This is a genomic window from Zoogloea sp. (assembly GCF_017302315.1).
Taxonomy (GTDB): domain Bacteria; phylum Pseudomonadota; class Gammaproteobacteria; order Burkholderiales; family Rhodocyclaceae; genus Zoogloea.
The window spans coordinates 1-20,460 of the sequence record NZ_JAFLDT010000005.1; the positions used below are offsets into that span (position 1 = coordinate 1).

A 20,460-nucleotide genomic window follows, 5' to 3' on the forward strand; every position below is an offset into this window, starting at 1 on the left:
CCTCGCGCAGCGCCCTGGCCATCTTCTCGCTTGGCGTGGCGTATTTTTCGATGGTCTCGCCATAGGCTTTCGCCCGCTTCCTTGCCGCCGCCAGCGCGGCCTCGTCGGCTTCTTTCCTCTGGACGGCTCCGCGCCTCCATGCCGTCGGCGGCGGCCATCAGGGCCTGCACGTCATTGACCTGCAAGGCCTGCAGCACCGCGTACAGGTGGTCATCGCCCACCGTGCCAAGCATGTCTTGAACCGCCTGCTCCTCCACCCGCCCCGCCCCGTGGGCGATGGCCTGATCGAGCAGCGACAGAGCGTCGCGCATCGACCCACTGGCCGCCTTGGCAATGGGGCGCAGGGCTGCGGGCTCGAAGGGCACCGCCTCGGCTTCCAGCAGGCGGGTCAGATGGCCGACGATATGCCCCGGCGGCATCTGCTTGAGGTTGAACTGCAGGCAGCGGGACAACACCGTCACCGGAATCTTCTGCGGATCGGTGGTGGCAATGATGAACTTGACGTGCTCGGGGGGTTCTTCAAGGGTTTTCAACATGGCGTTGAAGGCATGCCCGGTGAGCATGTGCACTTCATCAATCATGTAAACCTTGTAGCGGCCCTGCACCGGCGCATACACGGCCTGGTCCAGCAGCGCTGCCATGTCGTCCACGCCCCGGTTCGAGGCCGCGTCCATCTCCACGTAATCGGGAAAGCGGTCGGCATCAATGGCCGTACACGCCGCGCACTGGTTGCAGGGGGTGGCGGTGACGCCGGTCTCGCAATTGAGGGCCTTGGCCAGGATCCGGGAGATGGTGGTCTTGCCCACCCCCCGCGTGCCGGTGAACAGGTAGGCATGGTGCAGGCGCCCGGTTTGCAGGGCATGGGTGAGCGCACGCACCACGTGCTCCTGCCCGACGAGCGTCTCGAAACTGCGCGGGCGCCACTTGCGGGCAAGTACTTGGTAGGCCATGGCGGAATTCTAACAGCCCCGCCCTACGCACCGGCGGACGGAGGACAAGAACGCAGAACGAAAAAAGGGGCGCCAACCTGGACGCCCCTTTTTATTGAAGTCGGGGTGGCGAGCCTGACCCCCGGCACTTGCAGGGAACGGCTGTGGCTGCTGCCTTCCGGCCCTGACCAGGTTCACCGCGCTGCAATGCGGGGAGACCCGCCACGGCCGGCATTCTAGCAGCTTGGCTGCGGCGGCGCCTATTCCTTTTGCGGCGCGTCTGCCGCCAGGGGCAGGGTGATCTCGACCAGCAGCCCGCCGCCCTCCCGATTGCGCGCGCCTATCGTCCCGCCGTGGGCATCAATGGCGCGACGGGCAATGGCGAGCCCCAGGCCGAAACCACTCGCCCCCCCGGTGTTGCTGCCCCGGTGGAAGGGCTCGAACATGGATTCCAGCTCGGCCGCGGGCACCCCCGGGCCGCGATCCCCCACCCGCAGCCTGAAGACATCGCCGTCGGCAAGCGCGCTGACCTCAACGAAAGTCCCGTCGGCGGTGTACTTCACCGCATTGCGGATCACGTTCTCGAAGGCACGCTGAACAAGCTCTCCCCAGATCAGGGCCTCCGCCTCGCCTCGCCCTTCGAAACGCAGGTCGCGCCCCAGGGCATGGGCCTCGAAGCGCGCATCGTCGGCAATGGCCGAGGCCAGATCGATCAGGTCAACGGGCTCGCGCGGCGTATCGCGCCGATCCGTGTCCAGGCGCGACAGGGTCAATAGCTGGCCGACAAGCTCATCAAGGCGCACCGCCTCGCGCTCGATCCGGCTTATGGTCACGTCGAGCTTCGCCGGGTCCTGACGCATCAGACCGACGGCCGCCTGCACCCGGGCCAGGGGCGAACGCAGCTCATGGGAAACATCGTGGAGCAGACGTCGCTGGGCGCCCACCAGGGTCTGGATCTGCTGGGCCATCCGGTCAAAATCCTCGGCCAGATCGGCGATCTCGTCGCGCCGCCCGCCGAGCAGCGGCCGCACCCGGGCATCGAGCCGCCCCTCGGCCACCGCCCCCAGGGCCCAGCGCAGGCTGCGAATGGGCTTGGACAGATACCACGCCAGCAGGGCGCTGAAGAGCACACTGGCCACCAGGCCGGACACGATGGGAAACCACGGGTTCGGCGCTGGGCCGCGCCGCCCGAAGGGTGGCCGCGGCTCGCCGGGTGGCCGCGGAAAGGCCCCCGCGCGATCCTCGAACTCGGCCGGCACGAACAGCAGCCAGGCCTTGCCACCCAGGTCGTTCACCCGGCGCGCGCCACGACGGGGGCTGTCGGACTCGGCCCGCTCCCGGGCTTGCGCCAGCACCGCCGGGTCGACAGGTCGCCCCAGCACCTCCCGGCCCGTCTCATCCACCGCCAGCAGGCGCGGCGAGCGCACCTCGTCCACATCGGCAAGAAAGCCCCGCAAGGCATCCTCGCCGCCCCGCCCCAGCACCGCCGCCGCGGCCTTCACCGCCACCGCCGCCCGTGGCCCGCCGGCCAGCAGGCGGTCATCCTCATTCGCCTGCTGCTCACGCTCAGACTGGTGGAGCCACCACACCGCCGTTCCCACGCCGCCGCCCGCCAGCAAGAGGGCGAGCCAGAACGCAAAGAAGAACTTCCAGAACAGGCGCCCCAGTCTCATTCCCGCACCAACTGGTAGCCCAGCCCCCTCACCGTCTCGATCCACGGCCGCCCGTCCGGGCGTGGGCCAAGCTTGTGGCGGATGCTGGAAAGATGCACATCGATGCTGCGATCAAACCGGGCCAGCGGACGCCCAAGCCCCTTCTCGGAGAGTTCCGCCTTGCTGACAATGCGCCCCGCGCTACGCGCCAGGGTCTCCAGCAGGTTGTACTCGGTGCTGGTCAGCCCCAACTCGGCGCCATGCCACTGGATGCGACGCATGGAGGGCCACATCACCAGCGGCCCGACCGTCAGCGTGTCGCTCCCGGGCTCCGCCGCCACCTGCCCGTCCTGGCTGCGCCGCAGGATGGCCCTGATCCGCGCCACCAGCTCCCGCGGGGTGCAGGGTTTGGGAACATAGTCATCCGCCCCCAGCTCCAGGCCCACGATGCGATCCACGTCATCACCCCGCGCCGTGAGCATCAGCACCGGCACCTGGCTTTGGCCCCGGATGCGCCGCAGCGCCTCGATGCCGCCCATCCCGGGCATCATGACGTCCAGCACAACGATGCCGTAACCCCCCGAGAGCGCAGCACGCACGCCAGCCTCGCCGTCATGGACCGCATCGACGTCGAAACCCTCGCGCAGGATGTACTCGCGCAACATCGACGACAGCTCCACATCGTCGTCCACCAACAGCACCTTGCCCATCGCCCCTTCGCCTCCCGGATATCACGCCTCCGATGATACGAGAGGGGCCGGCTTCGCATGAAGCACAGGTCGCGCTTTAACCCGGCTTTACCTGCCTTTACCGTCGCGGCGGCCCGTCCTCAGCCGTTCATCACCCTTACCTTGCCCCCGGTGGCCTCCTGCAGCCGGCGGGCCAGGGCGTGCCGGGCGTCGGCATCGCCATGGATGAGGCGCACCTCCGCGGGAAGATGGCGCATGCGGGTGACAAAGCGCACCAGATCGTTCTGGTCGGCATGGGCCGAATAGCCCGACAGGCTGTGGATGCCGGCGCGGATGTCGATGCGCTCGCCATCGATCTCCACGTAGCCACCCCGCGGGCCGAAGGTCTGGATGGCACTGCCCGGCGTACCCCGGGCCTGATAGCCCACAAACAACACATCGTGGCGCGGGTCGTGCAGCATGGCTTTCAGGTAGTTCATCACCCGCCCGCCGGCACACATGCCGCTGGCGGCAATCACGATGGCCGGCGCGCCGCTGCGGGCCAGGCGGCGCACGTTGGCCTCGTGGTCGGCGTGATCGTCAATGGCCACCAGCTGCTCGAAATCCAGGGGCTTGCGCCCCGCCTTCACCCGGGCCAGCGCCTCGGCATCCCAGTAGGGCTGCAGCTCGCGATAGATGCGGGTGAAACGCCCGGCCAAGGGCGAATCCAGGTAGATGGGCAGCTTGGCCCAGGCCTCGGCAAAGCGCCCCGGCGTCTGGCGTTGCCGGTAGAGGATGTCTTCGAACTCATACAGCAGCTCTTGCGTGCGGCCGATGCTGAAGGCCGGGATGATCACCGTGCCGCCATTGCCCAGCGCCTTCTCGACCACCGCCTGCAGGCGTGCCCGGCGGGCGCTGCGCTTCTCATGTACCTGATCGCCGTAAGTGCTTTCCAGCACCACCACATCGGCCGACCAGGGCGGCCTGGGGGCCGACAGCAGCGGCGCGTGGGGCGCCCCCAGATCCCCCGAGAACAGCACCCGCAGCCGCTCGCCACCCGGGCGCGACAGCTCGCATTCCACATAGGCCGAGCCCAGAATGTGCCCCGCCCGCTGCAGGCGGATACGGCAACTGCCCTGCGGCCCCGAAAACACCGGATACCAGGTGCGCCAGGGAATCGGCCGGATGCGCGCTTCCACCATCTTCAGGTAGCGCTCCACCAGCCGCGCGTCCCGCGTCACCCCCACCGCAAAGGCATCCGCCAGCACCACCGGCAGCAGCTTGGCCGAAGGCTCACTGCACAGGATAGGCCCCTTGAAACCCGCCGCCAGCAACCACGGGATGCGGCCCACATGATCGATGTGCACATGCGTGGCAACCAGCGCCTGCACCCGCTCCACTGGAAACGGGATCTCCAGCCTGTCTGCCCCCGACGCCCCATCGGGCGCCGTCTCCGCCCCCTGGAACAAGCCGCAGTCGATCAACAGGCTGTTGATGTCATCAATGAACAACTGGTGACAAGACCCCGTCACCCCCTGAAAAGCGCCGTGATGGATGATGTTTGCATTCATGGACAAGAATTCTAGGTGCCATCGGCATAACGGTGTAGACGCAGTGCCGCAAAACGACAGGACCGCAGCAACTGTCGCCCCCGCGCGTTGCGCCTCCGTCCCCCCGCCAAAACCATCCGGCCCACTGAGCGACGGTCACAGCCACACCGCATCCCAATGGGGAAAATCGCCGACACGGCTCACCAGGCCGGCACGGACAGGGTTGGCAACAATATAGCGGGCAACGGACACAACATCGTCCTCACGACGAAGGGCGCGGTCATGGAAAGCCCGCTGCCACACGGGATGGCCCAAAGCACGAGCACTTCGCCCCTTCAAGGTCCGGATCGGCATCGACAAGCTCACGCCTTGACCAAGCTGGATCAGCCAGTGCAGATGATCCGGCATAAGCACCCAGGCAAGCGACACCACACCCCCTCGGCAGACACGCGACGCATCTCGCAGATCACCCGCCGCGCGCAATGAAAGTCCGCAAACACCGGCAAGCGCCCAGCCGTTGCCGTCGTCACCAGGTAAATGCCACCCGCCTGAGAAAAACGCCCAACGCGCAGAGCCTCACGGGTCATCGTGCAACCTGCCGCGTCCAACCACCATCGGAATCCCAAGCCCCACAGCCCGGACGAGGGCTTGCATCGGTAAGCACATATAAACAGCCCCATCGATCATATCAATGCGCAATTCTGCACGAATGAAATGCCTAAGGCATTTATTCACTTCACAAGAGGCGACCAACACCCCGATGAAAGCACGGGGGGAAGCGCGGATGGGCGACTGAAGAGGGTGTCGCGAAACCCTCTTCCCTGGCGTTGAGCTACGATTCTCCCCGGTGATCATGAGATCGGTGTGGCAATGGGGCATAAGAAGATCAAGCGGCGGGTGACCCGCATCAAGACAGGCGTGCAACTCGGCTTCGACGAGTTTGATAGCGAACCCGGGCTTGAGCCTCGCCAAGTAGAGGCACGCCGCCCGGCGATTCGCTTCGAAGATCCGGACCCTCGGGAGATCCGCATCGGGATGCAGCGCCTGGACGCGCACCTGCGTGAGATGGGTCTGCGCGACGCCCTGGTGCTGCGGGAGATTCTGAGCGAACAGGACTGGAGCGCCTTCGAGGCGCAGTACAGCCCGGTGGGTCGGCCGGGGTACGCACCGTGGCTGATGGCGGGGGTGGTGCTGTTTGGCCTGATGAGGGGGATCAGCTCACTGCGCGGGCTGGAGCGGCTGACGCGCAGCGATCTGGAGTGCATGTGGGTGGGCGGGGGGATCACCCCGGACCATTCGATCCTGGGGCGCTTCATCACGCGCCATGAGGAGGCGCTGAGCGGTGCCCTGTTCGCTTCGGTGACCGAAGCCGTGCTCAAGCGCACGAACTCCGGGCGTGCCCGAGTGGCGGGCGATGGAACGGTGCTCGAAGCGATGAGTTCGCGCTTTGCCCTGGTCAAGCGCGAAGCGCTGGAAGCGCAGTGGGGTGAATCCGCCGAAGGCTCGGCGGCGTACGAGGAACTTGAGCGCGCCCGTGCCGCGCTGGGCGATCGTCCCAACGCCAAGGCCGTGGTGGTGGGCGAGCCCGAGGCGGGGCTGCTCAAGCTCAAGAACGGCCGCGGTAGCCGCCCGGCCTACCAGGCGGCGGTGCTGGTCAATGAGGCGCGGGTGGTGCTCGACGCACAGGTGCATTCAACGAGCGAACAAGCCGCACTGGCCGAGCCCCTGGAGAGGCTCGACGGCACCCAGACCCAGGAGCTTCTGCTCGATGCCGGCTTCAACAGCTACGCGGTGCTCGAGTGTGCGCTGGAGAAAGACATCAGCCTGCTGTGTCCCGAACAGGCGGAGGATGGACAGAGCCAGGGCAAGCAGCCCGGGCTGTTTGCCCTGCGCGACTTCCGCTACGTGGAGGACGGTGACCACTACCTCTGCCCGGCCGGGGCGCAGTTGCACCCCGCCCGCCGCTGTGCGGGCAATCCGCAGAAGGGGCTACGGGCTTACGTGCAGTACGCGAGCTCGGCCTGCGGCGCATGTGAGCGCCGCGCCCAATGTACCCAGGCCGAGGCGCGGACGATCCAGCGCAGTGCGGGCCAGGAGCTCAAGGAAGCCTTGCGCCAGGTGATGGCCCAACCCCGGGCCAGACAGGTGTTCGCCCAGCGCAAGGCCATGGTCGAACCGGTGTTCTCGATGCTGCGCGAGCGCCAGGGCCTGAACCGCTTCCGCCGCCGCGGCTTGAGCCGCGTCCGCCTGGAGTTCCGTCTGCACTTGACGGCTTATAACCTCGGGCGGGCACTGGCATACGCCCGCCGGGGGCGGTTGTTGGCCCTTTTGTTGCGCCTGACGCGCCGTTTGACCACGCTTTGCCCGCCAACGAGACAATGGCGTGGGCGACTCATCGGCAGGTGCCCAGCGGCGCTCAGCGTCCGATGGACCCAGGCACAGCCCGGTTTGGCGTGAAATGCGGGGGCGAAAAGAGATTTACAACACCCTCTGAAGTCGCCCCTACAAGGGACGTGGGTGCTGCGTCGGCGGGTCATTGCGAAGGTTCGCGTAGGGGCGACTTCAGTCGCCCGCGGACTTCGAACAAGGGTTTGCCGGTGATCGACGCGGGGATGGGCGACTGAAGTCGCTCCTGCAAATCGCTCCGCCCGCCGTCAACGATGCCTACGATCAGAAATCCCCGTGTTCCCGGCACCAGGCGATCAGTTCCCGCGTGGATTGGTCCAAGCCGTCGGTATCGCCCTCGCCCTGCAGCGCGGGCAGCAGGCGGCCAGCGAGTTGTTTACCCAGTTCCACGCCCCACTGGTCGAAGGAGTTGATGCCCCACACCACGCCCTGCACAAACACCTTGTGCTCGTACAGCGCCAGCAGCATGCCCAGGTGGAAAGGGTCGAGCCGGGGCAGGATGATGGTGGTGGAAGGTTGGTTGCCGGCGAAGACCTTGTGGGGCAGCAGCGCCGTGATCTGATCGCCGGCAATGCCGGCCGCTTCCAGTTCGGCGCGGGCTTCCGCTTCCGTCTTGCCAAAGGCCAGGGCTGCGCTCTGGGCCAGGAAGTTGGCCATCAGCGGGGCCTGATGCCCCGGCAGCGGAAAATCGCTCTGGGCACTGGCGATGAAATCACTCGGCACCAGCCAGCCGCCCTGGTGGAGCAACTGGAAAAAGGCGTGCTGCCCGTTGGAGCCGATCTCGCCCCACACAATGGGGTTGGCCTGACACGACAGGGGCAGGCCGTCGCGCCCCACCGTCTTGCCGTTGGACTCCATCTCGAGCTGCTGCAGGAAGGACGGCAGAAAACGCAGGGATTCGTTATAGGGCAGCACCGCGCTGGTGGACGCCCCCAGGAAGTTGGTGTTCCACACCCCGATCAGCGCCATCAATACCGGCAGATTGCGCTCGAAGGGCGCCTCGCAAAAATGGGTGTCCATGGCCTGCGCCCCCGCCAGCAGGCGCTCAAAGCCGTTCATGCCAATGGCCAACGCAATCGGCAGGCCCACCGCCGACCAGAGCGAATAGCGCCCCCCCACCCAATCCCACATGCGAAACACATTGGCCTCGGGCACGCCAAAGGTGGCCGCCCGGGCCACATCCGACGTGACCGCCACAAAATGCAGGGGCAGCGCCCGTGCCCACCCCTCGCCCGCTGCCGCGCACAGCCACGCCCGCGCCGTGTGGGCGTTGAGCATGGTCTCCTGGGTGCTGAAGGTCTTGCTCGCCACCACAAACAGGGTCGAGCGCGGGTCGAGGGAATCGAGCAGCTTGGCCAGATGGGCGCTATCCACATTGGACACAAAATGCATGCGCAAGCCCGAACGCTGGTAGGCCGCCAGGGTGCGCACCACCATCTTCGGCCCCAGGTCCGAACCGCCAATCCCGATGTTCACCACATCGCGAATCGCCTCGCCCGAAAACCCCCGCCACAGCCCACCCCGCACCCGCTCGGAAAACGCCCGCATCTGCGCCCGAACCGCGCGCACCTCGGGCATCACGTCCCACGCGGCCGAAGGGAAAGCCCCCAGCTTGAGATAGCGCAAGGCCGGGTGCATCACCGCCCGCTGCTCACTGAAGTTGATCTTCTCGCCCGCAAACAAGCGCGCCCGCCACTCACCCAGCCGGGCCGTCTCGGCCAGATCAAGCAAGAGGCGCAAAGTGGTGTCGTCGACGCGCTGCTTGGAAAAATCCACCAGCAGACCTTCCAGCTCCAGCGAAAAACGCTCGAAACGCTGGGGGTCGGAGGCGAACAGATCGCGCAGATGCACCCTGAAAACGGACTGGTGATGCTTGATGAGGGCTTGCCATGCAGGCATTTGTGTATTGGGCATATCCGGACGCCTCGAAAATCTATCGTATAAAAATACAGTCTCGCCAAGAGTAGCCCCATCTGAAACTCGCTTTTACTGAACAGACGTGAAAATCAATCCAGCAAAACCTCGACGAGTAGCAGAAATCCATTCTGAAGCAACAGGCCTAATGACTATGAATATTGTAATTCAAGAAAACTACTCATACTCAAGCTGGTTCCCGACTCGCCTCACGAGCCGGACCAATCCGATCCCAATCAATGCTCCCAGAAAATCTATCGCCCCGTCGGCAACGTCCGCCTTCCTACCTTCAACGAAAAGTTGCAACACCTCGGTGCTCACGGCCAAAAACAGCAGATCGATCAAAAGCAATGGCCCTCTTTGATCCGGCCTTACCACAGCAAGGATGCCGCCAAGCACAAAAAACATCGCACCATGAGTCAAACTGCTCCACGATACTCCGATGGAATCGTCCGGCTGCCACGCAAACATTTCGCAGACCCACCGATCCAGTCCATTCTTCACATCACCCGGCATAAGAACCCCCCACAACACTACAATCAGAGCTACCAACAAGCCAGCGGGACTACGCGCGCGCATCGCCCACGATCTTGCAAGCAGTATAAGGACAAGCCCCCAAACAAGCATCAGCCCCCGCGATGCCCAGAGGGCGGACTCCCGCTCAGCCAACCATTCGAGGCGAAGATTCTTGACTAGGAGCTCTCCAGATACGCGCACCAGCCTCGCCATCAACACAACGCTACCAGCATCCGGACGCAACAGAATTACCTCCTCGAAATCGGCCGCAGCCGATCCACTCAAAGCCAGCAATACCTTCGAGGATGAACGGCCCTCGTTCTTGATCTGTAACACAGCGATCTGTGCCGCCCCTTTAGGGTCATCCCTTAAACTAACTCCAACGGCCCGCACCGAACCATGCACACGAAACGCCACCGCACCTGCGGAAGGGCGGGCCGACCAGCCCAAAGCCTTGATACCTGCGGGATTCAGTGCTGATAGTGAAAGCCCCGCGGCTCCGAACGCCACCACGGGTGCGCCGGCGAGAACCGTAGCGCCCTCTTCAGCCGCAGGGACCGCCACAGGGATGAACACTCCCTTGACAACATACCGAACGGACGTCGAAGTAAGGATAAGTGACGCGATAATCAAGACAACGAACAATAGATGGACAGACCACCTCCCTGCCATGACTACCTTTCGAAAGCCCATAGCAACTCCACGGTCAACCAATTTACTCGCACTCCGTTGCAACATCACTGGCGTACCTTTTACCACTGGAGAATCGGTCTGAATATGAAACGCACTCTGCTGGACCTCATTTTCCTCTGCATCCTCCTGACGGTAGTGAGTCCTGTCGTAGCTGAAACCACAATCACTGCAAGCGACCTGATGTGGCTCAATCGGGTAACCTATGGCATTAACCAGCAAACTATCGAAGCATTTTCTCGGCTAGGCAGGGCTGGATTCCTCAATGCACAACTTCAGCCCTCAGATGAAACCAGGCAAGAGTTGAACTCTGGAGCCCCCGAAAGGCCTTTGAACGACCTACAGAAAGAGCGCAGCCAACGACGCCAACACGCCAACACCTTGCCCCCAGGCGAAGAAAAATCTCGTCAGCTGATAGAACTAGGCTTAGAGCGCACACAACTAATCCGACAGGCGACCGAACTGCACCTAACGCGCGCAGTTTACTCACCGGACCAGCTTAAAGAGCAATTGGCTTGGTTCTGGTTCAACCATTTCACGGTTCACGGCGGTAAAGGCGATATCGCCACCATGGTTGGCAACTACGAGGCAGCTCTCCGCCCTCATCTTCTTGGGAAATTCAAAGACCTGTTACGCATCTCTCTGCATCATCCCGCCATGTTGATATACCTTGACAACACCCAAAATCGTGCAGGAAAAATAAATGAGAACTACGCTCGCGAGCTACTTGAACTCCATACACTGGGCATTGACGGCGGCTATACACAAAAGGACGTACAAGAACTCGCTCGTATTCTCACAGGCCTACAAGCGAATCTAAGCGGCGCTCCACCAAAACTCCCAAAGGACCGCGAAGCCGAGTACGTACTCGATGGCGTATTCCAGTACAACCCCGCCCATCACGACTATGGGGACAAGACTTTCATGGGCCGAAGCATCAAGGGTCGGGGGTTGGACGAAGTCAATGAAATACTCGATTTTTTGGCGGATCACCCTGTTACGGCACGATTCATATCGCGCAAGCTCATAGAGTATTTCGTGGCCGACACCCCACCAGCCCGTCTCATATCGGCTGCTACCGCCACATTTCAACGCACCCAAGGGGACATAGCCGAGGTACTTCGCGTTATTCTAGATTCGCCGGAGATGGAAGCATCCCTCGGCAAGAAATTCAAATCACCCTTTCAATACAGCATTTCCGCCCTGCGTCTTTTACACGGCGGGGCACCATCCCCCCTTCCGCCGAACGAGCTTCGACTAGCTGAACAGCTGGGAGAGCCTCTCTTTGGCAGAACAACACCGGACGGGTACCCTTTGGTCACAGCCCAATGGGCTACGCCCGCACAACTTCTCGGCCGTATCCAATCAGCGGATCGCTTGGCCAAACGCTGGCACGGCGACATGCAGAAAGCTCCATCATCAACCGACGCACCGTGGTGCATATACCAACCACTGCTAAGCTCGACAACACTGCAGGCCATCTCCTCCCAACCGGAGCCTACACGTGCGGTTCAGATGTTTCTTAGTGCCCCAGCATTCATGTATCGCTGACAAGGAAAACATGCCATGCATCGCCGACGCTTCCTTCAAGCAGCCAGCGCGCTAACGTGTGTTGGCAAGACCAGTCAGCTGCTAGCCGTCCCCACGCAGCAGAAGCACCGATTTATGTTTATTCTTCTGCGCGGTGCATATGATGCGGCGAGCGCTCTCATTCCAATATCCAGCGACTTTTACTACGAAAGTCGTCCTAACATCGCAATTCCGAGAGATGCCGCAATCACGCTGGATGGAGACTGGGGACTCCATCCAGCCCTGAAAGAAAACGTTCTTCCTCTGATCCAGAAGAAGCAGATGGCTTTTTTACCGTTCGTAGGTATTCCCGGCACATCTCGCAGCCACTTTGATAGTCAGGACAGACTAGAACTAGGTATCGGAGGCAAGGACAACAAAGTCGGACACAACGGCCTGCTCTACCGCATGGCAACTGCAATGGTTGATGCCCGCCCAATTTCCTTCACATTGGCCCGCCCCTTTGCATTCAACGGCCCCCGGACGATTCCCAACATCTCCCTCAAACCCACAGGTGGCCGTGAAATTAGCGAAAATATAGAAAACGGAGTACGGGAGATGTACGCTAACCACGAACTATATGACACTATTAATACAGCCCTAACTCTTGAATCAAAGACAAAATCCATAAAGCAAACGATACTCGAGCCCAACCGGACGGCCAACACTTCTACGGGATTTGCAGCCGAAGCAAGCAAGATTGCCCGACTGATGCGAGAAGAATTCAATCTTGGCTTTGTCGACATTGGGGGCTGGGACACCCATTACAACCAGGGAGCAGTCACCGGTTCATTAGCAAAGCGTCTGGAAGAGCTCGGACAAGGCCTTGCTGCCTTCGTAACAGAACTCGGGGATGAATGGCAAAACACCACAGTCATCGTCGTATCGGAGTTCGGCCGTACATTCCGAGAAAACGGAAGTAAAGGGACCGATCACGGCTACGGAACTACATACTGGCTGCTGGGCGGAAATCTAAAAGCAAGAGCCCCAATTATCGGTGAACAAATCGACCTCAAACCGGACAACCTCAATGACGGGCGAGACTACCCCATTCTTACGGACTATCGGAAAGTACTCATCGACTTAGCTATAGACAACATGGGGATAAGCCACTCACGCGCAAAATCATTGTTCGCAAAAGTCTCCCCATGAACTTACCCCGCGTTTGCGCCGGGTGCATCTGGCGCAAACGCAGATTCGGCTAAAGGGGAGCACAAGCGGATTCAGGCTCGGAAGAAGGAGCTGACTCGCAACCCTCAATCGCTACCAAACAGATCCCGGGTATAAACCTTGCCCCGAACGTCTTCCAGCGCATCCGTCCGACGATTAGCAATGATCACATCCGACTGCTTCTTGAACTCGGCCAGATCATTCACCACACGGGAATGGAAGAAATCGCCTTCCTTTAGCACCGGCTCATAGACAATCACCTCAATTCCCTTGGCTTTAATCCGCTTCATGATCCCCTGGATGCTTGACGCCCGGAAGTTGTCGGAACCGGCCTTCATGATCAATCGGTAGATACCCACCGTCTTGGGGTTGCGCCGGATGATCTCATCGGCAATAAAATCCTTGCGAGTCGTGTTGGACTCGACAATAGCGTGGATCAGGTTCTGCGGCACATCACGGTAATTCGCCAAGAGCTGCTTAGTGTCCTTGGGGAGACAATAGCCACCGTACCCAAAACTAGGATTGTTATAGTGCGAGCCAATGCGCGGATCGAGACACACCCCATCGATGATCTGGCGACTGTCCAGACCATGGGTTGCGGCATAGGTATCTAGCTCGTTGAAAAAGGCTACCCGCATCGCCAAGAACGTGTTGGCAAACAGCTTGATTGCCTCTGCTTCGGTACTATCGGTCAGGAGCACCTGAATATCCTGCTTGATAGCCCCTTGCTGTAGCAACTCTGCGAACATCTTCGCACGCTCCGAACGCTCCCCCACGATGATCCGCGACGGGTATAGGTTGTCGAACAAGGCCCGCCCTTCCCGCAGGAACTCCGGGGAGAAGACCAGATTTTGGCAACTAAGCTCGGATCGAACCTTGGCCGTATATCCCACGGGCACTGTGGACTTGACAACCATCAGCGCGTCTGGATTGATCGAAATCACATCGCGCACAACGGCCTCGATGGACTTGGTGTTGAAATAGTTGCTTTCCGGATCATAGTCCGTCGGAGTGGCAATCACGACAACCGCCGCTCCGGTATAGGCGTCTTCCTTGTCCAGCGTTGCCCTGAAATTTAGGGGCTTACTCGTCAAGTATTCCTCGATCTCTTTGTCATCAATGGGAGACATCTTCTTGTTAAGCATATCAACCTTGTCGGCGACGATATCTAGGGCGACAACCTCATTGTGCTGCGCTAACAGGATGGCATTGGACAAGCCAACGTACCCCGTGCCTGCGATTGCGATTTTCATAATGAACCTGCAATTGATATATAGAAACTGGCACAAACCCATGGGACCGGCTTTAGCGGCCCACACAGGAGCTTCATTCAAAATCCGTGGACGGCTGAAGCCACCCTACACATAGCAACGCGTTGAAAAGTCCTTGCCCTCGCGGCTTTTCACTTGCCAAAATGATCACTCATTCCCCAACAAAAGCCTCACACTAGCTGACCTGCCTATTTTATGCACTTAGTCTGCTGCCGCCCACACGTCAATGGCAGGCCCATTGCGCCGCCCCTCAACGCTCCATATCTGCTCTACTTGGCCGGCGGGGACTACATTCCCCTGCTCAAGAGGGACTGAGCCAGCAAATTGCCACGCCGAACCGGTTGGCAAACTTCAGTAGTACCTCGCCCCAAATACGATCCAACCTGCGCAGCATGCTGCGTGCGTGCCATGCACATCGACGATCAGGCCGTGGCGGTTCTCTCTGAGCGTATGAATAATGTCGCTCAGATGGGCAAAGCCCGTGTTCTTGGTGGCCAGGAGGGGATCCGGATAGGTGCGAGAGACGTGGGTCTTTTTCGTGCGCTTCTTGCCGCGGAAATCCACCTCTGGGGTGCGCTCCTGGTCCGGGACTGGCACCTTCATCCGAGCCATCCCGCGCAGCCAGGCCCCTGTGCGAGGCCCGTGCCCGCAAGAGCGAGCCGTCCACACTAAAGTGTCCATCTGAAGCCAGCTCAGCCCATTCGGCGGCGCTCACGAGGCCGCCAAAGAACTCCTGCATGGCACTCTCATCGAGCAACCGATCGCGGATGGCCAAAAAGCTCGAGTAGTCCCACACCGGTTCGTCCATTAGCAAGCCGACGAAGCAGCGGAACAGCATGTTGAAATCGAGGTGCTTGATGAGTCGCCGCTCGGAGCGAATGGAGAACAGGTATTCCAACAGCAGGACGCGAAGAAGGCGCTCAGGCGCAATCGACGGGCGTCCGCCTTCGGCAAATAGGGAATCGAAGGTCGGCGACATCGAATGTGAACCCATATCAGCCGGGAGTTTAATGATCAGCAACGGACTATTCGCCGCAATCCGGTCTTCGATGTTAGTACAGCCGAACAAGCTGCTCTGTTTATGGACGTGGCTGCGCATGAAAATTAAATGTCATTAATACACTGCATGTCACAAATCTGCGAAAAACCTTGCGGACACCGGGGACTGATTAAATCAACACCCTGCCAAACTTAACTGCGCCGAATACGGAATCTCTTCCGAGCACCACCCTCTGCCAGAAAGCCATAGACCGCAACAACGCAAAGCAATAGAAGGCCATGATGCAAGAGCGTTGTAAAAAGAGCGCTCGTATTAAGCTGATAAACATAGATGAACAAAAAGCCAAAATACTTGCTAGATATCGGCCGAGTAGCAAGAAATGAAAGAACAAAAGCCAAAACCGCAGATTGAAAAGCGGCCCCAAACCAGCCCAGATTAGCATACCCATCCGAAGCAAATCCATTATTGGCCGAAATAATCTCAGACCCAAAATACTCCAAACCGACCACATAAGGCGGGGTATCGTAATATCGATTCTCTACAATTCCGCTCAAAAAACTATGGGCATAATAGGCGGGAACCTCGGCATAGACTCGGAAATAATACTCGTTCAATATAGCCGGCAATACCAACATTCGTCTAATAAAAAGAGACTGAACAACGTCAAACTCAAAAAACAAGAAAATAGCCATAGAAACAGCCACCATCAGAACAGCACCGTACAAAAACAACAAGCTCTTCTTTCTAAAACCCGCCTCTCCAGAAAACGCCAAGAGAAGAACAACGGAAAAAATAACCGACTTATGAGCACTGGTTGCGAAAAGGTACAACATACCTAGCAACCCCAAGAACACCAGCAAATAATTACGGCGAAGCATTCCCCACACAATGGTCAGAGGCAGTATTAGCTTAGTCGACCAGCTGTAAAAATAACGCCCAAACTGACTACGCTCCTCCCTAGCCGCCTCTCTAACCTCATATACATCCTCAAGTGCAAATACATTCAAATTCAAAGAAAATCCATGCACAGAAATGAAATAAAAAAGAGACAACAGCGACAGCACAACCAATATCTTGACTCGCCCCTTCTCAGAAAGAACAGGCATTTTTACTCTTACATCAAAGAAATTAGCCAAAAAAACAAGCAACAGAGAAAATATAAAATATACAAACAGAAAACCGAAATTCAAACCAGTAGATGCATAGAACGCAGCGTTAGGAACAATCATCAACACCATGAACATATGCAAAATACACTCAACGGGACTATCAGCTTTAGCAGCGGTCAAAATAAAAGCAGACTGAACTGAAAGCACCAAGGCTGCGAAGATGATTCTAAAGAGCGAAAATGAGTTTTCTATATAAGGATAGGGGTAATATTTATCCAAGAAAAACAACAAAAAAATTAGCAATAGCGAAAAATAAGCAGCATATCCAACAAAGAAAAACTTTTGACCCGCACTAGCTTTCATTAACTGCACTCCTAGCCGAATCCAAAGTCATTTTTTTTTGAAGCAGATTTTTTATGGCAAGAAAATCAGTTTTCTCAAAAAACTTCGGCGCATCCCCGCCGGAAGACCGCGGCAGAAGATCATCACCGGTCTCCAATAAATTACAATTAATAACATTACTAGGGAGTCTTTCAACGCCTGCCACCGGAAGTACGTTCACCAGAAGTCCTTTAGCCGCAAGCTCGATTACTAGCGTCGAATAGCCCCCAACGATAAAAGCACACCGGGAGACTAAATCATTCAAAAGGGACTCTCGATGCACTACGACTCTACTCCCCATTCCCTCATATTGATTACCTTTATCCTCTGCAGGATGCAGCTTGACCTCAAAAATATAGTCTGAAGAACGCAAAGCCTCTTCTATGAAGGCCCTAATAGAGCCTGAAATGGACCTCTGTGAAATAACCAAGACGTGCTTAAAACCATCAGGACACTTTGCGGGAGGAACCTGGTTTTGAATATATTCCTTCCAAGCTGGATGCCCTACAACAAACGTCATGCACCGCCACGGAAGCTGCGGCGCCCAATCCGTTCCAAAAAAGCCGAACCAGTCTGGCCTACAAAGCGAGCTCTTAAAGTCACAGTACCCAATATGATTGGGAGAGATGAGTCCATGCTGAAGTTCAACTACAATTACGCCCAAGTCCTTTGCAGCAGCACAAAGCGCAGCATTGCAGTAGCTAACGGTCATCACAAGAAAAGTCGGCCCCTGCTTCTTAAGCAGATAACGGTATAAATAGTAGGCAATCCAAGCCTCACCAAACCTAAGCACCAACGTCTTATATGCCTTCCAATTCAAATAGGCTGAGCCCAAGAAAAAGACAGGAACCAGGACGACACCAAACAATGGCGCGACAACTATGGAAGCGACTTTTGAAACAAATTTCACGGCATCGATTGACTGAAATTCCAAATTCCCGAATCTGCCATTTTGATCCTCGCACCGAGAATCACCCCAAAAAGCGAACTCTGCCCTATCTCGCCCAGTTGCCTGAATGAACATATCAAGATAAGGATCGACTCCATTTCTAGCTCTCTCATGCACGAGAAACAAAATCTCTACATTTCCAGTACTAGAAAAAAGAACTTTGAATGATCTCAGTGCAGCAACGGCTCGCGTCACTACATCAGACCTCGTAGGAGTGTATGGAACATCCAACTCCGTGCGCTGACTAAAGATCAACGTAAATAGGTAGAACCGCGCAGATTCCCAACACCTTAAGAACCAAGCTCGGCCACTCGCACGCAGAGTAACAGCCTGATCGAAATCGCAAAGTGCTCGCAAAAGATCAACGTTCTTCATAGAACAGTCTCGATAAGACGATAATCAATCACGAGTGAAATACTATTTGAAATCATAATTCTTATTCCAATAGTTATAAACGCGAATTGCGATATACAGAAAGGAAAGAACTGTACTAATCGCCGCACCTAGCCCCTCCAACGAAGGAAGCAAGACAAAATTCAAGGCCAGTTTAACTAGCGCGCCCTCAGTCATAGCTGTGGCGAATTTCGCAAAACGTCCGACGAGCATCAGTCTAGGCAAAAAAAACTTGATAATTCCATTTATGGAATATCCAAACCCGATCAACAAAACCAAATCGACACGAGGGCTGTAATCCTGTGTCAAAAAATACGACGAAAGCAGACAAAGAGATGCCGAAACAAGAAACCCAACAATAATGAGAAGCCCACCAATCCTCTTCAAGGATCTAATCTCATACTTCTTTATATCCGAATCCGTCTCACTTGAGTACCTACGCATGACATCAGGGGCATAGCTCTTGTGATAAGAATCCTGGATCAGGGAAACTGATTGACCCAGCAGCAAAGCCGCCGCGTATGCACCGACGACCTGTGGCTCAAAGAAAAATGATAGAGCAACCCGGTCAGAGAAATTAATGATTGACGTTGAGAAAGAGTGCAACAAGTAAGTGCGCGACTCAAAAAAACGCCTCCACACACCTCCTGGCCATTTGAATGAAACACCTAGCCCGACCAAAAAACTGACCGTGTAAGCAGCAGAGATCACTTGAAATAAGATATAAATCTTAACAATATAAGAAAACTCAGCGGACGCGCCCCACGGCAAATATTTACCAAACAAAAACGCGGCCAAGACGCCAAAAAAAGTCCCCACAGAAGCAATATTGGCCGCGAAGAAGTATGTAAATGGCTTTTCTATATTCTTAAGAACCTGAAGCCCCAAGAAAACGATAGAACTAAATAACGAATAAACTACTGCGTATGAAAAAACGTCTGAAAAAATAGCCAAGCCAAATTGGTCAGCCAGTATCAGAACAACGATCAAAATGGCATGAGCCACAAGAACAAGCCAAAAAATCTGCCCAATCTCTTCTGCGGAGGCCTTAACCCCCCTCGAGGGTATTGATCTATCCAATCCCATAAAGGCATTTCCTGAGAGAAGAGGCATCAAAATTCCGGCCCAGGCAATGACCAATAAAATCCGACCATAGTCGGCAAGATCTACGTACTTTGAAAACACATAAAGACTGAGCAATGGAACGCCTTTCGCCGTTCCATTAGAAAGCAAATAAAGAAAAAACCTATAGCCTCTGCTCATCTCATTTCGCTATCTTGTATGTTCAAGGAACATTTTTTTTCTCAATACAAACGCATCAAAAAAACCAACCAAAGTCCCTAGTGCATGAGACAAATGCTGGGAAAAGACGTAAAGGGGGATGCGACTCGCAAGTAGAGCATTTCTTTCCTTGAAATAGAAATCTTTAGCTACAACTCCAGAAAATGCAGAATACCCAAGCAAGAGTCCCCCACTAAGCGTTGGCATGACAGGCAAGCACAAGACCGAGCTTAAAAAGAATATCAAAGGCACTAATGATCGAAAATTCAAAGAACGACGGTGTTTCCTTATGATAAAAGGCTTTGCATACGCATATTGAAACATCATCTTGCAAAACTTAATATAAGAACTCCTCGTGTAATATTTGAATGAACGATCAGTGTCCACAATAACCTTGTAGCCTTTCTCTCGAAGGCGGAGATTGTGTTCATAGTCCTGTCCACGAATAAAATCGGTATCAAAAAGGCCTACGTCGTCAAAAACCCTTTTACGCCAAGCGCCAAATAGCAACGTATCAGCTTCGACAAGCCCCTTCCCGCGAATTGACCTGTGGCTGTTTCCAACTCCATACTTAGATGAAAGCAGATACGCTATCAAAATACTTTGATCAGAGCCATCAGGAGCTGTTGTGTCTGCCTTAATGCCCACGTTGCCCAAATCGGCAGGCAACTCGTCCAGCAATGCGCTCAGAGTTCTAAAATAATCTGATGGGTATTCGGCATGGGCATCACATCTTATAATGTTTTGCCCTTTAGCCTGCTCAATCCCAACATTTAGCGCGAAGACCTGAAATTTATTCGGATTATCAACCAACCGAAGATGCGGGTATTTAACACAATACTCGCTGACAATCTCCCGAGTTCCGTCCGTACTACCTCCATCCAAAAGGAGAATCTCCATATCAGAGTACGGATAGTTATTCGCACAAAGACTCTCAAGGAGCTTAACTATATAGCGCTTCTCATTATAAATAGGCACAATAACAGAGAGCTTAATAGTATTTGTCATAAAC

The 20,460-nt window shown here is 56.8% G+C and carries 16 protein-coding genes and 1 other RNA gene; 3 read left to right on the forward strand and 14 right to left on the reverse strand.

From position 1 onward, the window contains the following. The 6 genes from dnaX to J0L98_RS02895 all read right to left on the reverse strand — a co-directional run. On the reverse strand, positions 1 to 950 hold a 950-nt coding region (dnaX, locus tag J0L98_RS02870; RefSeq protein WP_296409953.1), incomplete at its 3' end, for a DNA polymerase III subunit gamma/tau. Positions 951 to 1,054: 104 nt separating this feature from the next. Continuing rightward, positions 1,055 to 1,153, reverse strand: an RNA gene (gene ffs, locus J0L98_RS02875) — signal recognition particle sRNA small type. 36 nt (positions 1,154 to 1,189) lie between these two features. Continuing rightward, positions 1,190 to 2,602, reverse strand: coding sequence for an ATP-binding protein (locus J0L98_RS02880; protein WP_296409955.1), 1,413 nt, complete (start codon positions 2,600 to 2,602; stop codon positions 1,190 to 1,192). Then, entirely contained in the window at positions 2,599 to 3,291 is a 693-nt protein-coding gene (locus tag J0L98_RS02885; RefSeq protein ID WP_296409956.1) for a response regulator transcription factor, read from the reverse strand. The genes J0L98_RS02880 and J0L98_RS02885 overlap by 4 nt, the downstream gene beginning before the upstream one ends. Positions 3,292 to 3,410: 119 nt before the next feature. Beyond that, the gene (locus tag J0L98_RS02890; protein WP_296409957.1) at positions 3,411 to 4,820 is read right to left on the reverse strand and encodes an MBL fold metallo-hydrolase; all 1,410 of its coding nucleotides are present in this window, start codon (positions 4,818 to 4,820) and stop codon (positions 3,411 to 3,413) included. 135 nt (positions 4,821 to 4,955) lie between these two features. After that, entirely contained in the window at positions 4,956 to 5,228 is a 273-nt protein-coding gene (locus J0L98_RS02895) for a transposase (RefSeq protein WP_296409958.1), read from the reverse strand. 441 nt (positions 5,229 to 5,669) lie between these two features. Between J0L98_RS02895 and J0L98_RS02900 the strand changes: the two genes are divergently transcribed. After that, positions 5,670 to 7,256, forward strand: a complete 1,587-nt coding sequence (locus J0L98_RS02900; RefSeq protein ID WP_296410075.1) for a transposase — start codon at positions 5,670 to 5,672, stop codon at positions 7,254 to 7,256. Between the two features lie 213 nt (positions 7,257 to 7,469). Here the strand turns inward: J0L98_RS02900 and pgi are convergent, their stop codons facing one another. Continuing rightward, positions 7,470 to 9,104, reverse strand: coding sequence for a glucose-6-phosphate isomerase (gene pgi / locus J0L98_RS02905; RefSeq protein WP_296409959.1), 1,635 nt, complete (start codon positions 9,102 to 9,104; stop codon positions 7,470 to 7,472). Between the two features lie 192 nt (positions 9,105 to 9,296). After that, positions 9,297 to 10,211 (reverse strand): VanZ family protein, encoded by a 915-nt coding sequence (locus J0L98_RS02910; protein WP_296409960.1) that lies wholly within the window; start codon positions 10,209 to 10,211, stop codon positions 9,297 to 9,299. 201 nt (positions 10,212 to 10,412) lie between these two features. On the opposite strand from J0L98_RS02910, the gene J0L98_RS02915 reads away from it, so the two are divergent. Further along, complete coding sequence (locus tag J0L98_RS02915) at positions 10,413 to 11,876, forward strand: DUF1800 domain-containing protein (RefSeq protein WP_296409962.1); 1,464 nt, start codon at positions 10,413 to 10,415, stop codon at positions 11,874 to 11,876. A gap of 15 nt (positions 11,877 to 11,891) precedes the next feature. Further along, on the forward strand, positions 11,892 to 13,046 hold the full coding sequence (locus J0L98_RS02920) for a DUF1501 domain-containing protein (protein ID WP_296409963.1): 1,155 nt from the start codon (positions 11,892 to 11,894) through the stop codon (positions 13,044 to 13,046). Between the two features lie 104 nt (positions 13,047 to 13,150). On the opposite strand, the gene J0L98_RS02925 is transcribed toward J0L98_RS02920, so the two are convergent. The 6 genes from J0L98_RS02925 to J0L98_RS02950 form a co-directional block, all read right to left on the reverse strand. Beyond that, a complete protein-coding gene (locus tag J0L98_RS02925; protein WP_365954107.1) occupies positions 13,151 to 14,359 on the reverse strand; it encodes a nucleotide sugar dehydrogenase in 1,209 nt (402 codons plus the stop codon). Positions 14,360 to 14,636: 277 nt separating this feature from the next. After that, positions 14,637 to 15,434, reverse strand: a complete 798-nt coding sequence (locus J0L98_RS02930) for a transposase (protein WP_296409966.1) — start codon at positions 15,432 to 15,434, stop codon at positions 14,637 to 14,639. 92 nt (positions 15,435 to 15,526) lie between these two features. Beyond that, positions 15,527 to 16,807, reverse strand: coding sequence for a hypothetical protein (locus tag J0L98_RS02935; RefSeq protein WP_296409967.1), 1,281 nt, complete (start codon positions 16,805 to 16,807; stop codon positions 15,527 to 15,529). Continuing rightward, positions 16,797 to 18,149 (reverse strand): hypothetical protein, encoded by a 1,353-nt coding sequence (locus J0L98_RS02940; protein ID WP_296409968.1) that lies wholly within the window; start codon positions 18,147 to 18,149, stop codon positions 16,797 to 16,799. Before J0L98_RS02940 ends, J0L98_RS02935 begins: the two co-directional genes overlap by 11 nt. A gap of 42 nt (positions 18,150 to 18,191) precedes the next feature. Continuing rightward, positions 18,192 to 19,430, reverse strand: a complete 1,239-nt coding sequence (locus J0L98_RS02945) for an oligosaccharide flippase family protein (protein ID WP_296409969.1) — start codon at positions 19,428 to 19,430, stop codon at positions 18,192 to 18,194. 9 nt (positions 19,431 to 19,439) lie between these two features. After that, a complete protein-coding gene (locus tag J0L98_RS02950; protein ID WP_296409970.1) occupies positions 19,440 to 20,456 on the reverse strand; it encodes a glycosyltransferase family 2 protein in 1,017 nt (338 codons plus the stop codon). Positions 20,457 to 20,460: the final 4 nt, after the last annotated feature.

Bases quoted from the DNA above. Each gene is read 5' to 3' on its own strand.
- J0L98_RS02880 (WP_296409955.1), bottom strand. From the start codon at position 2,602: ATGAGACTGGGGCGCCTGTTCTGGAAGTTCTTCTTTGCGTTCTGGCTC.
- J0L98_RS02885 (WP_296409956.1), bottom strand. From the start codon at position 3,291: ATGGGCAAGGTGCTGTTGGTGGACGACGATGTGGAGCTGTCGTCGATG.
- J0L98_RS02890 (WP_296409957.1), bottom strand. From the start codon at position 4,820: ATGAATGCAAACATCATCCATCACGGCGCTTTTCAGGGGGTGACGGGG.
- J0L98_RS02900 (WP_296410075.1), top strand. From the start codon at position 5,670: ATGGGGCATAAGAAGATCAAGCGGCGGGTGACCCGCATCAAGACAGGC.
- pgi (WP_296409959.1), bottom strand. From the start codon at position 9,104: ATGCCTGCATGGCAAGCCCTCATCAAGCATCACCAGTCCGTTTTCAGG.
- J0L98_RS02915 (WP_296409962.1), top strand. From the start codon at position 10,413: ATGAAACGCACTCTGCTGGACCTCATTTTCCTCTGCATCCTCCTGACG.
- J0L98_RS02920 (WP_296409963.1), top strand. From the start codon at position 11,892: ATGCATCGCCGACGCTTCCTTCAAGCAGCCAGCGCGCTAACGTGTGTT.
- J0L98_RS02925 (WP_365954107.1), bottom strand. From the start codon at position 14,359: ATGGGTTTGTGCCAGTTTCTATATATCAATTGCAGGTTCATTATGAAA.
- J0L98_RS02930 (WP_296409966.1), bottom strand. From the start codon at position 15,434: ATGCGCAGCCACGTCCATAAACAGAGCAGCTTGTTCGGCTGTACTAAC.
- J0L98_RS02935 (WP_296409967.1), bottom strand. From the start codon at position 16,807: ATGAAAGCTAGTGCGGGTCAAAAGTTTTTCTTTGTTGGATATGCTGCT.
- J0L98_RS02940 (WP_296409968.1), bottom strand. From the start codon at position 18,149: ATGAAGAACGTTGATCTTTTGCGAGCACTTTGCGATTTCGATCAGGCT.
- J0L98_RS02945 (WP_296409969.1), bottom strand. From the start codon at position 19,430: ATGAGCAGAGGCTATAGGTTTTTTCTTTATTTGCTTTCTAATGGAACG.
- J0L98_RS02950 (WP_296409970.1), bottom strand. From the start codon at position 20,456: ATGACAAATACTATTAAGCTCTCTGTTATTGTGCCTATTTATAATGAG.